This window comes from Barnesiella sp. An55 (assembly GCF_002161555.1).
Taxonomy (GTDB): domain Bacteria; phylum Bacteroidota; class Bacteroidia; order Bacteroidales; family Barnesiellaceae; genus Barnesiella; species Barnesiella merdipullorum.
On sequence record NZ_NFHZ01000010.1, the window covers coordinates 55,794 to 69,882 of the forward strand.

Here is a 14,089-nt window from a genome sequence, read left to right on the forward strand (position 1 = left end):
CGGGATTAAATAACAGAAACCACCGATTCAAAATGAAATACATCGCCAAAATATCCATCGCGCTTCTCACCCTCTGCCTGGCCATCCCGGCAGTTGCCCAAACACCCAAGAAAGAGGTGCGGGCTTTCTGGTTATCGACCGTGTGGCGCCTCACCTGGCCCCAGACGACCGTGATTACCGAGACCGGCAACACCCAGCAGATACAAAAGCAGAAAGACGAGCTCACCATGCTGCTCGACTCGGTGAAGGCTGCCAACTGCAACACCGTCTATTTCCAGGTGCGAGGCCGTTGCGATGCGATGTATCGCTCGTCCTACGAGCCCTGGTCGAGCGACCTGGTAGCTACCCGGGGCATGGACCCGGGATACGACCCCCTCGCGTTTGTCATTGAGGAAGGTCACAAACGCGGTATCGAGGTTCACGCCTGGTTCAACCCCTACCGCTACGAGAGTGTGCTCAACCAATGGGACGGCACACCCCTCAACTATCGCGAATCTCACCCCGACTGGCTGCTCGACTACTCGGGTAGCGGCTCTATCCTCAACCCCGCGATGCAAGAGGTGCGCGACCACATTACAGCCATCATCCAAGAGGTAGTTCACAACTACGACATCGACGGTGTCGTATTCGACGACTACTTCTACATGTCGGGCACAACCGATGCCATGGACAACGATCTCTACCAGACCCAGAACTCCGACAACCTCTCGCGAGGCGACTGGCGCCGGCAGAATGTCAACAAGCTCATTGCCCAGGTCTATCAAATGATTCAATCGGAGAAACCCTACGTGCGGTTCGGCATCTCGCCCGCCGGCGTGTGGTGCACCGATGCCTCCATCGCCGAGAAATACGGCGTCACCCCCACCCCGGCCGGTTCGGGTTGGGCCTACAACGATATCTACTGCGACCCCATGGCCTGGATTCAGGAAGGTACCATCGACTACATCTCGCCGCAGATCTACTGGACCATCGGGTCAAGTAGCGACTACACGACGATTGCCGCCTGGTGGAGCCAGATTGTCCGCCAGTTCGGTCTTCATTTCTATTCGAGCCACTCGGCCTCAGACCTCAGCTCGGCCAAGATGCCTTCGCTCGACCGCAGCACCACGACTCAAGCCGGTCAACTCCTGCTCAACGGCGAGCAGGTTCCCAGCCAGTCGCTCTCCTCTATCGAACGCACCATCGCTCGGGAAACCCTGGCGAACGCCCCTATCATCGACGGCGCCACCGCCTCCTTCAAAGGCTCTGAGTTGGTAAACCAAATCAAGGTAAACCGCACCTTCGACGAAACCGGCGCACCCGGTAGCGTATTCTACAACATGCGCAAGGTGACCCACACCTCGGGCATGCTGGCCCTGCTGCGCGCCGATGTCTATAAATACCCCGCCCTCGTGCCCGCCATCAGCTGGAAAGCCACGACCAATCCCGGTCTCGTCTCCAACATGGCCTACAACAACGGCACCCTCTCGTGGAACGGAGTCGAAGACATGCGCTATGCCATCTATGCCGTGCCCACCGGCACCGCACAGGCCTCCGCCTGCCACGATGCCCGCTATCTGCTGGGGCTCTCCTACGAAGCCAGCTACACCATACCCGCCGACCGCCGCTCGGGCTACACCTATGCCGTAGCCATCGTCGATCGCTATGGCAACGAGTTTGCCCCCCTGTTCCTGGGAGCATCGGCAGGTACCGCCACCACCGTGTCGCTCACCAGCCCGGCCAACGGCGCATCGGCCATCGGCGACTTCGAGTTTGCGTGGAGCAGCGTGCCCGATGCCTCATACTACATCGACATAGCCCGCGACAACGCCTTCAACGACCTCATCCTCTCGCGCGAGGTAGCCACCAACAAGTTTGCCTCGAGCTACCTCCCCGATCTTGAGAAAGGCTCCTACTATTGGCGAGTTCGCACCCGCCAGGCCAACTGTACCGACGCCACCTCGGCCACATACAGTTTCAACGGAGGCCCGTTCGAAATCGAATCGCCCGTGAGCGGAGCTACCCAAGTGTCGATCACTCCCACCGTCACCTGGACCACCTATCCCGAGGCCTCCGAATACCGCCTCGAGATCAACACCTACGACGACTTCCGCGCGATGGGTGTAGCTCTCGACCAACGATACAGCAGTAACAGCGCCACACTGGCTCAAGGCGTTTTGGTGGGCAATACCAAATACTATGCCCGCGTAACGGCCTATGCCGGCGACATCGAATACACCAGCCCCGTGACCTACTTCACCACCGAAGAGGCAATCCCCGGTGTGCCCGTCATCCTCTTCCCCACCCAGGGAGCTACCGTCGAAGGAGTCACCCTGCAAGTGCGCTGGGCCGAAGAGCCGCTGGCACACAGTTTCCGCATCGAACTGCACACCGACGACACCTTCTCTCCGGCACGCAGCGTGAAACGCCAGTCGGTCGATGCCTTTGTCTATGAAACCGAGTTCGACAACCTCACCGACGGCGTGTGGTACCTGAGGGCCCGCTCGGAGTATGCCGGCGGCGAAACCGAATATTGCAACACCATCTCGTTCACCTATAAGCACACGTCGGGCATCGACCTCACCCGGGGCGATGGCAAATGCCAGGTAATCTCGGGCAGCGGTGCAGCCCTCGTAGTGGGCCGTCAGGCTCAACACATCGGCATCGATGTGGTCAACCTGTCGGGACAGACGGTGGCCCAGTTCGTGCAGGAGAATGTCGCCCAGGGCGACCGCATCGCACTCGATATGCTCCCCCGCGGGGTATATCTGCTCGATGTTCGCATCGACGGGCAACGCGAGGTACTGAAACTTGTTAAATAACCAACTGAAATATATTGATTTATACAATATAGTTTTAATCTATTTATTCATTTAAATTTATCTATCATGAAAAAATTACTACTTGGGATTGCTGCCGTATGTATGGCAACATCGATGTTCGCTCAAGACGAACTTGTGAAAGATCCGGCAACCTACCAACCGGTGAGTGGGTACTCCATCGAGAACCTGTGGATACAGTCGGTATTGACAAATAACAAGCCCGAGGCTCTTCCTGCCGGCGTAGCTCGTGGTATGGCGATAAAAGACAGTGAACTGCTCTTCCCCTACCGTAGCAATTTCACCGGTATCAAAGTCTATGATTTGAAAACGGGTGCCTTCAAGAAAGATATCCAATTCGATACCGAGAAATTCAAAGTAAGCTACTCCTACACCAAAGTCGATACTACTGTCAACGCCCCCGGCGACACGACTTTCACCCCGACTCCTATGGAAGAGCAAAAAGTGCCTGGCTTCCTGTGCAACGATATCCAGGTTGACGATGCCGGCAACGTAATCGTATTCAACATGTCAACTTCGCTGAGTGGCGAAGCGATCGGCTTGTGGAAAATCGATATGGCAACGGGCGAACCCACCAAAGTCATGGAGCTCAAGAATGCCGAAGGTTTCCTCGATGGATACCGCGTTGACTACTTTGCTGTAAAGGGTGATGTAACGAAAGACGCTATCGTCATGTTTGCACCAACCGAAAAAAATGTAGCTATCCGTTGCGACATCAAGGACGGCCAATTGGCTGAACAAACGGGCGACTTCGCAGGCTTCACCTTCAAAGTTATCGAAATTAAAGAGTATGCTCCAAAAGATTCTAAAGACAACGGAACAGCTCCCCGTATCGTTATTATTGACAACGACTACTTCTACCTCGACGGGTTCAACAGCGGTGCTGCACTTTACGACATGAGTGGTTCACTTATCGAAAGCGTATATGACGCACCCGAAGAATGTGCTCTCGTGAACGTAGGTAACAACGGTATTGCCGAGTTTACCCTCAACAACAAGCCTTTCTGCATCTATATCATCTCCAACAACGTAGTAACCCCGGCTCAAGCCTGGAAGATTATAGAGATGGGCAAAGGCATTACGTTTACCGGTGCAACCTATTACTGGACAATCCCCGAGGGTGGTATGGGAACCGACTCGAATGCCAACCGTAATGGTCTGCCCCGCATTGTCAAAGTTCATGATGGCAATGGTCTCGAAGCTGCCTACATCGCCGTATATGCCGAAAACAGTGGTATAGCTGTTTACAAAATGACTCCCGAAGGTTACGACGAAAACAGCGAATTGGGTGTTTCCCGCGTAGCTGCCGACAACGTGAAAGTATTCGTAAACGGTGACATGATCCAATTCTCGGGTGCTGCCGACGCCGTAGTTTACAACCTGGCCGGCCAGAAAGTAATGGAAGCCAATGGTGTAGAAACGATGGCTGCTCCTGCCGTGAAAGGTATCTACATTGTAAAAGCTGTTGTTGACGGTGTACAGAAAGTTCAAAAAGTGGTTGTAAAATAAGCCCTTCGTGCTATAAACCTCTCATTTAGAATTTAACTTGTAAGGGAAGGGCGGTATATGTAATCTCTTATGTATATCGCCCTTTCTCTTTCCCCGACCAAACGAAACGGGTTTTCAATCTATCCATATTCCCGCTCACCGGTAGAGTAGGAAAAACAACAACGACGCCACAACCTTTGCCCCACAAGGGGTTATCGATGGCTCATCTATCTCTTAATCTTACATCACGGTTTGCCTTATGAAAAAGATATTTACTCTTCTCTTCCTATTCACCCTGCTGCCTCTGCTGCTCAACGCCAAAGGTACGGTAACCATCGGCGGCAGTTCCTATACGGCCGATACCTTGGCCCATTACAAAGTAGGCCCGGGCACCTACCACACCTATGTACACTACTCAGGGCCCAAAGACATGAGGGCCTTCTATCTCGAAATAGACGCTACCAACCCCTACATATCGTTCCAGTCGGTACTGGGACGCGACTCGATTGTCACCTGCGAAGGCATCACCAGCATGGCCGCCCGCAAAAGCCAACCCGGCAGCCGCTACTTCGCCGGTACCAATGCCGACTTCTTTGCCACCTCAGGAGCCATAGGCACGCCTGTACACGGCTTCGCCTCGGGAGGAGAACTGGGCAAAGTACCCGTATCGTCGGGTCCCCAAACCTCATTCACCCATAACGACGAGTGCTACATCTCTTTCGTAACCTTCTACGGCCAGGTCACCTACAACAATACCCCTTATGGCATCCACAACGTGAACGGTTCGCGCGGTACCGACCAACTGGTACTCTACAACCGCTACGTCGGTCACTATACCCACACCAACGCCTACGGCTATGAAGTGCCAGTGAGCCTTGCCGACGGCGAGACCTGGGGTCTGAACCGTGCGGTGAAGATAGTCGTATCGGGAGCCGGCAGTGCGGCCGGTAACATGGAGATTGCCGAGAACGGAGCCGTTCTCTCGGGACACGGTGCTTCGGCCGATTTCCTCAGAACCCTGCAACCCGGCGACGAACTGGAGTTGAAAGTGCTGCTCCAACTTGAAGACGGCACCTACCCCGACATCAACTGCATGATTGGCGGCGACCGCAAGATTCTGGAAAACGGACAGGTGCTCGACAACGACTGGGCCGAACTCCACCCGAGAACCTCGATCGGCTACTCGGCCGACCGCAGCAAAGTCTATATGCTGGTGGTTGACGGCCGTCAAGGCGGATACTCCGACGGTGCCACGACCAAGCAGATGGCCGACATGCTCAAGCTGGCCGGTGCCGCCACCGGCATGAACCTCGACGGAGGCGGTTCGAGCGGCATGTACATCGAGAAGTATGGTCTGGTCAACAGCCCCAGCGACGGTCGCGAACGGGCCGTGAGCAACGGATTATTTGTCGTATCCAATGCCCCCGACGACAACAACATCGCCGAAATCCTCTGTACCCAGGAATATTGCGTCCTGCCCAGGTATGGAATGTTCACCCCCCACTTCATGGGCTACAACCAATATGGCTACCTCATCAACACCGAGGTGACCGGCGTCACCCTGCGTTGCGACGAATCACTGGGCTATATCAAAGACAATACCACGCTCGTGGCTTCGGGCGAGGGCCACGGTAAACTCTATGCCAGCTACAACGGCATCGAGACCTCGATCGATATCATTATCGGTGACCCCGAAGGTCTCTCTCTCCGTCTCGACTCGGTCATCAACGACGGCCTCTACGAATATCCCATCGAAGTAACCGCACTCGTCAACAACGAGCCGATGAACGTTGCCCCCGACGCTTTCGACTGGACCGTACAGGACCCCACCATCTGCAGCGTAACCAACGGTAACCTGAAGGGTCTGGCCAACGGCAAGACTCTGGTCTATTGCCGGCAGAACGACTTCAACGACACCCTCGCCGTTACCGTACAGATACCTGCCAGCCGCAACCTGCCCATCGACAACTTTGCCGATGCCTCGTCGTGGGAGATTACCAGCTCGGCCCTGAACGACATCGCCATCGTGCCCACCGCCGAAGGTACCGAACTGCGCTACACCTTCGGTTCGGGCCGTGCTCCCTACCTGCAACTGGCCAAGGATATTGCCCTGTACAGCCTCCCCGACAGCCTGCGTATCACCCTCAACACGGGCGAAACGCTGGTAAGCAAGATTTCTCTCACGATGAAAGAGAACGCGGCGAAGACCTCGACCCTCACCGAGTTTGAGGATATTCCCCAGAATACCGACTATGCCATCTCCATCCCCATGGACGGTTATTTCGAAAACTACCGCGACATGTCGCACTATCCCGTGATGTTCAAGAGCCTGAAGCTCTTCATCACCGGTTCGTCACAGACGGCCGGTAATCAATACGTCCTCAAGCTCAAAGAGTTCTCACTCATCTACGACGGCATCACGGTGAATGTATCGAACCCCGAGGTAGCCTCCATGCTGCGGGTATATCCCAACCCCGTGAAGACAGGCGACTCCCGGGTTTACTTCGTTCTCCCCGAGAGTGCCCAGGTAAGTTGCGAGCTCTACAACCTGGACGGCCAGCTGCTCAACCAGGCCGACCTGGGCCTGATGCCGGCCGGCGAAATAGCCCTGCCCACCGGCAACCTGGCCAGTGGCACCTATCTGCTCACCATTCATCGCAACAACCAGGCAGATACGGTAAAACTGATCATTCGATAAACTTCCACATAGCGCCACGCTTAACCTCCGAGATACACTCCACTCTTCCGTGCAAGCGTGGCGCTCATTCTTCCCGACAGGCGCATCCCGCCCCTCCCCGCACAACGACCTTTTTTTAATCTGGACACATATGAAAAAAGCTTTACTCATAACCCCTCTACTACTTCTCTACGGAGCCGGCACAAGCGCCACCATCAACGTGGGCGGCGTAGCCAAGCAAGTCGATACGCTCGAGTGCCGTTCGGTGGGCCCCGGTGTAGAATATGTGCGCATGCACATGCCCGAGTATCCCCTCGATGTCTATACCCTCACCATCGACCTCAGCAACCCCTACAACGATGTGAATACCTTCATCGGTAAAGATCATGCCGGCTCTACCGAAGCCATGACCCAGGCCTATACCCGTCTATCGACACCGGGCCACCGCACCATCGGGTCGGTCAACGGTAACTTCTGGATTGTCTCGGGACAAGGCATGGACGACCTGCTGGGCCAACCCCACAGCGGCTGCATGGTGAACGGCGAGTTTGCCACCGAACCCAACAACTGGAATCGCGGCAACCGCGGCGAAGGCCTCGAGCGCCTGCAAGAGATTGCGTTCGTCATGCTCGACGAAGAGAAGAAGATGTGGATTGACGATATTTACTTCGAAGCCCAAGTGACCAACGCCGCCAACGAGAGCTTTGCCATTGCCGAGATTAACCGCATCCGCAACGAAAACGAGATTGTACTCTACAACCACTTCACCGGGGTAACCGAAAGCACCATCGACGGCGTCGATGTCATTGTCGAACCCGTCGAAGGCGAGACCTGGGGTTCGAACAAAGCGGTGAAATGTGTCGTCACCCGCATCGTACCGGGCACGGGTGGCACCGCGCTCGAAGGGGCCGAATATGCCCTCTCGGGAGCCGGTACAGGAGCCGACTTCCTGAACAAACTGCAAGTAGGCGACCAGGTGACCATAAGCACCTCGATCAAAACCCGCACCGACAATCTGGTGCCCATGGCCCGCCAGATGCTCACCGGCAATGCTCTGGTGATGCGCGAAGGCCAGCTCACCCCCCGAAACGAAAACGAAACCTACAACTCACAAACCTACTCCCGCACGGGCATAGGCATGTCGCAAGACGGCAAAACACTCTACCTCATCGTCATCGACTACAAGTCGAGCACCTCGGTAGGATGCAACACCGCCACCATGTGCTACATTCTGAAACAGGCCGGAGCCTGGAATGTGGCCAATATGGACGCCGGCGGCTCGGCCCAGATGATGCTGCGGGGCAGCCTCGTGAACAATCCCGCCGACGGTAAGGAACGCCCCGTGTCGAACGGCTTCATGATCTTCACCACCGCCCCCGACGACGACAATCTTGCCAGCCTCGCCTTCGACCACTACAACCTCGAGGTTCCCGCCTATGCCTATTTCGAGCCCACCATCCTGGGCTATAACCAGTATGGGGTACTGGTCGATACGCAGGTAGCCGACTACACGCTCAGTTGCGACCCCTCACTAGGCACCATATCGACCGACGGCAAGCGCTTCTACGCCTCGTCACAAGCCACCACGGGCATCCTGCATGTAGCCTCGGGAACGGCCCAGGGCGAGATAAAGGTCACCGTCAAGGAGGCCGAGATTGCCATGAAAAACAGCGCCGTGATTGCCGACAAGGCTCACCCCTATGCCATCGAAGTCGTCTCGACCATAGGCGAGAATACCTACACCTACGACCCCTCCTCACTCTCCTGGAACATCGACGACCCCACCATTTGCCAAATCGACGGAGGTGTGCTCACCGGTATCCAGAACGGACAGACCCGCATCACCGGCTCGATAGGCAACTTTAGCGGCGCCATGGATGTGACCGTAGAGATTCCCCTGTCGTCCCGCATCCCGGCCGACGACTTCTCGGGCTGGACCACCAAGGCCATCAGTGCCATCACCGATGCCACTGTCGCCTCGACCGGCAACGGGAGCGGCACCCTGGCGTTTACCTACAAATCGGGTCGCCAACCCTATGTCGAGATGGACAAGGAGGTCACCCTGTACAGTATCCCCGACACCATACGTCTGCTCATCCACAGCGATATACCCCTCTCGAAGGTACAAATTGCCGTCAAAGCCAAAAACAACAGCACACAGTACCTCGAATACGAGGGCATGGAGGTCAACAGCGACTACCTCATCGCCATCCCCTCGACCCAAATTACCGGCGAGAACAACCGCGGAGGATTCCCCATCACCGTCAGCTTCATCAAGTTCTATATCAACGCCTCGGGGAGCACCAGCGGACAAGCCTACCAGATCAACCTCAAAGAGTTCAGCCTCGTCTATGACGGGGTAGTGAGCGGCATCGAACCCACAACCGGCGACCACACGCTGGCACTCTATCCCAACCCCGTGACCGACGGCACCCTCTACCTCGCGGGCGAAGCCATCACCCCGGGTAGCCTGGTGCGCATCTACGACCGCAGCGGAGCCCTGGTGCTGGAGCAACCCATCGACCGGCCGGGAGCCATCGACACGGGCAGGCTCGCACCCGACGTCTATATTGTCACCGTGCAAACCACACAAGAGACCTTGGTCAACAAAATTGTCGTACAGTAAATCAAAAAATCATACACCATGAAAATGAAACTGACCATAGCCCTGCTGGCGTGCATCACCACGCTCTCGGCACAAAACGTATCGGTTACCCGCCACAGCGAGGTAACCCCCGCGGGAGGAGCCGCCTATTTCCCGGTGCTCAGCCCCGACGGCAGCAAAATGGCCTACACCACAGCCGACTATACCGGACTGAAGGTTTACGTCCTGGCCACCGGTCGCAGCCAGACGGTAAGCACCGCCGACGGAGCCGGATTCGACCCTACATTCAGCGCCGACGGTTCTACCCTGTACTACCGCCCGCAAAGCATCATCGACCGGCAGAAACTCCGCTCGCTCGTCGAGTATAACCTCGACCAGAAGAGCGAGCGGCAACTCATCGCCCCCACCCGCGACCTGAAGCGGCCCGCTGCCCTCGACGGCGGTATGGCCGTATTCACCGGTAAAAAGCTCTTCAAGAGCGCAGGAACCCGCACTGCCGGCCACTATGTCTATTCGGTAGCCATGGAGGGCAAAATCGTCGTGTGCGATGGCAACGACTCGCGCGAGTTGCGCCCCTACGGCAACCAGGTGCGCAGCTACTTGTGGACCACCCTCTCGCCCGACGGCACCAAGATTGCCACCTATGCCATTGGCAAAGGAGTGGTCGTGCTCGACCTCGATGGTAAGGTATTGGCCGAACTGGGTGACTTCGAAGCCCCCACATGGTACGACAACAACTTCGTGGCGGCAGCCCGCACCACCGACGACGGCCACCAATACACCGCCTCGCAAATCGTACTGCTCGATTGCCACAGCCATCGCGTGCACAACCTCACCGACCCCGCCGAGATGGGCATGAACCCCTCGGCTGCTGCCGGTAAGATTGTCTATAACACCCCCGCAGGCAAACTCTTTATGCTGGAATTAAACATCACGAAATAACCCCTCTGCCATGAAAAAACTATATATTCTCGTCATAGCCCTCGTGGGCTGTCTCGGTCTGCAAGCCAAAGACATGACAGGCCTGAGAATCTACATCAATCCCGGCCACGGCGGCTGGGACAGTGACGACCGCAACGTGGCCGTCGCTCCCTTTGCCCAAGGCGACACCCTGGGTTTCTGGGAGTCCTCGTCCAACCTGCACAAGGGACTCATGCTGCGTGAACTGCTTGAGGGACAAGGTGCATCGGTAGCCATGTCGCGCGTGCTGAACCGCACCGAAGACGACCTCAACCTGAGCACCATCAGCCGCGAAGCCAACGAATTTGATGCCGACCTTTTCTTCTCGATTCACAGCAACGCCACCGGCACATCCAACCGGGTCAACTTCCCCATGATGCTCTTCAAGGGATACACCGACGACCCGGCCAAACCCGAAGACAAGGTAGCGGCCAAGATTCTGTTCAAGCACCTCATCGAGAACCAGGTGACCTACTGGACTCAAACCAGCGAATATGTCGTAGGCGACTGGGACTTCTACCCCGACTGGAACAACGCCGGCCTGGGCGTACTGCGCAACCTCGCCGTCACGGGATTCCTCTCGGAGGGTTCCTACCACGACTACATCCCCGAGACCTACCGCCTGCTCAACATGGACTACAAATACATCGAGGCCTGGCATTTTGCCAAAGCCGTGATGGAATATTTCGACACCGACGGTTTCACGACCGGCCACATTGCCGGGGTCGTGTATGACAGCCGCATGACCCGCACCGACTCCTATGTACAACACGGTCGAGACAAACAGGTGCCGCTGTGCGGAGCCACCGTCACCCTGTTGCCCAACAACATCACCTACACCACCGACCCCTATTTCAACGGTGTCTATATGTTCCGCGACCTGGCTCCCGGTAACTACCAGTTGAAGGTCGTAGCCGACGACCACTACGAGCAGACCATCGACGTCACCGTTGAGGCCAACGCCATAAGCTATACCAACATTGCCATGGACCGCGTGCGCAATACACCGCCCGAAGTCACCTCCTACAGCCCCATGATGGAAAACGAGACCGACAGTATCAACTGCACCGTTCCCATCGTGCTCAACTTCAACTGGGATATGGATGTCGAGTCGGTGCGCAATGCCTTCTCGATCGAACCGGCCGTCGATGGCGAAATCACCTTCGAAGACTCGCAATACCGCATGGTATTCACCCCCACCCGTCCCTACGAGATAGCCACCCGCTACACCGTCACGCTCGACAAGAGCGCCAAACACCCGGGTAACATCTCGATGGAAGAGGACTTCTCGTTCTCCTTCATCACCCAGGGCCGCAACCAGTTGAAACTGCTGGCCTCCAGCCCGGCCGACGGCGGCGTGATTCACTACACGAAACCCACTCTCGAGGTACGATTCGACAACGTGCTCGACCCCGTCAACATCCGTGATCTCATCAAACTCTACGACAACGATGGCAACGAGGTGGGTATCAACCTGCGCTCGGCCAAGTACAACCAGCTGGGCGACGTCTATGGCAACTACTACTTCACCACCAGCGCCGATCTGACTCAGGGAGCAAACTACCAGTTGCGCATCGACAACTCCCTGCACGACGTCAACAGTCTGCCCGTCATTGATCCCATCGTGATTCACTTCACCGCTGGCGACGTGCGCCACAGCGACACTCCCGTCGAGACCTTCGAAACGGCCGACATGATTGCCTACGACGCTGCTCACAGCACCGGCGTATCGACGGCCAAGGCCGCGCGTTCTACCTCGCAGGCCCTCTTCGGCAGTGCCTCCTACAACTTCACCTACACCTTCAACGCCAACGAGGCCCAGGCCCTCTACACCACCACAAGCACATTTGCCGGAGGCATTACCGTCGATAACACCCAAACCATCGGGATGCACATCTACGGCGACCTCGCCTGCGACGAGATATGGCTGCAACTCACCTCGGCCGACGACACGCAAGAGGTGCTGCTCACCAACATCGACTTCCGGGGCTGGCAATTCCGCGAGGCTCGTCTCGACCAGCTCGCCCCCGGCAAGAGCTACCGCGTGAGTGCGATAAAGGTGGTGCGCAAAGCCCCCTACTTCTCCAACTCGGGCAGCTTCTACCTCGACAACATGCTGGCCTATACCTCGTCGGGTATCCAGCCCGTCGCCACCAGCGCCTCAATCAAGGTCTATCCCAACCCGGCCAACGATTGGTTAAAGATTCAAAGCGAGGCTCCCGTAGAACAGGTAACCCTGTACAACCTGGCCGGCAGCTGCGTGGCCATGAGTCCCGATGCGACGATCGACGTATCGTCTGTCCCGGCCGGTACCTACCTGCTCAAGATCAAGACCACCGAGGGCGAATATAGCCATTCCATACTCATTGTTCATTGATTTTGTAAACGCCCCACAAGAGGCTGTATGACTCTCTGGCAACACACCAGGCATACAGCCTCTTTCTCTCTTTTCTGTCTTTTAACAGAAATTTTATACTTTACAGAAAAATAAGCATTCCGTTTGGAAAATGGCAAAAGATATTTTATCTTTGTATTGAATAAGCAACATATTGGTAATGCGAGGATAGAGCTTGACTGAACAAGATTTTGGCATTATCTTTTTTAACGGAGTGATACCTGAAGCACTTTTATCAAGATTTTGTATTTATGAAAGTTATAGCAGAAAGTGGTTCCACGACAACGGAATGGGTACTCGTCGATGGGAAGAATGTGGTGGAGAGAAGTTATACCGAAGGTATAAACCCTTTTTTCCAAACGCGTAGAGAGATCAGCCACAGCATCCGGCTCAACCTGCCCGAGGCCTTCTTCAAGAAAAGATGGGAGCGGGTCTATTTCTATGGTGCCGGCTGTGCCAACCTCGACAAGAAAAACATTCTCGAGGCCTCGCTGGTAGCTCAGTTCAAAACCCCCATCTCGGCCGAGAGCGACCTGCTGGCCGCCGCACGCGGGCTGCTCATCGACAAGCCGGGTATCGCCTGCATCCTGGGTACCGGCTCCAACTCGTGCCTCTACGACGGTGAACGCATCATCAAGAATGTGCGCTCGGGCGGCTATATCCTGGGCGACGAAGGCAGTGGTGCCGCCATGGGGCGCCGATTCCTGAGCGACTATCTCAAAAACTTGGCTCCCAAAGAGTTGAGCGAAGCTTTCTACGAAAAATTCAAGGCGACCCCCGACGAGATTATGGATTCGATCTACAACCATCCATTCCCCAACCGCTCCTTGTCTTCCTGCTCCTACTTCCTCAAAGACCACCTCGACAACAAGTATGCCTTCAACCTGGTCTATGAAGAGCTCATGCGTTTCTTCCAGCGCAACATCATCCAGTATGACTACAAGTCATACCCCGTATATTTCATGGGAAACCTGGCCTATACCTATGCCGACATACTCGACCTGGTGGCCAAAGACTTCGGGCTGAACATCGAAAAAACCGAGAAGAGTCCCATGCAGGGTCTCATCGAGTACCACTCGATTTACGGCTAAGAATTCACCCGCCTCAACCCCATATCATGCAGAATCGAAGCCCTCGGTTCTGCA

Annotated in this window: 7 protein-coding genes; all 7 read left to right on the plus strand. The window is 56.0% G+C overall.

Going from position 1 to position 14,089, the window contains the following annotated elements:
- Positions 1-32 precede the first annotated feature (32 nt).
- Positions 33-2,801: a family 10 glycosylhydrolase gene (locus B5G10_RS07605; RefSeq protein WP_087424136.1), complete on the plus strand. Its 2,769-nt coding sequence runs from the start codon at positions 33-35 to the stop codon at positions 2,799-2,801.
- Positions 2,802-2,867: 66 nt separating this feature from the next.
- Positions 2,868-4,328 carry a hypothetical protein gene (locus tag B5G10_RS07610; protein WP_143241092.1) on the plus strand — a complete coding sequence of 487 codons (1,461 nt, stop codon included), beginning with the start codon at positions 2,868-2,870 and terminating at the stop codon, positions 4,326-4,328.
- Between the two features lie 238 nt (positions 4,329-4,566).
- The gene (locus tag B5G10_RS07615; protein ID WP_087424138.1) at positions 4,567-7,005 is read left to right on the plus strand and encodes a phosphodiester glycosidase family protein; all 2,439 of its coding nucleotides are present in this window, start codon (positions 4,567-4,569) and stop codon (positions 7,003-7,005) included.
- A 130-nt stretch (positions 7,006-7,135) separates the two neighbouring features.
- Positions 7,136-9,610: a phosphodiester glycosidase family protein gene (locus B5G10_RS07620; RefSeq protein WP_087424139.1), complete on the plus strand. Its 2,475-nt coding sequence runs from the start codon at positions 7,136-7,138 to the stop codon at positions 9,608-9,610.
- A gap of 18 nt (positions 9,611-9,628) precedes the next feature.
- Positions 9,629-10,531, plus strand: a complete 903-nt coding sequence (locus B5G10_RS07625; protein ID WP_087424140.1) for a PD40 domain-containing protein — start codon at positions 9,629-9,631, stop codon at positions 10,529-10,531.
- Between the two features lie 10 nt (positions 10,532-10,541).
- A complete protein-coding gene (locus tag B5G10_RS07630) occupies positions 10,542-12,926 on the plus strand; it encodes an Ig-like domain-containing protein (protein ID WP_087424141.1) in 2,385 nt (794 codons plus the stop codon).
- A gap of 269 nt (positions 12,927-13,195) precedes the next feature.
- Complete coding sequence (locus B5G10_RS07635; protein ID WP_087424142.1) at positions 13,196-14,035, plus strand: hypothetical protein; 840 nt, start codon at positions 13,196-13,198, stop codon at positions 14,033-14,035.
- Positions 14,036-14,089 lie beyond the last annotated feature (54 nt).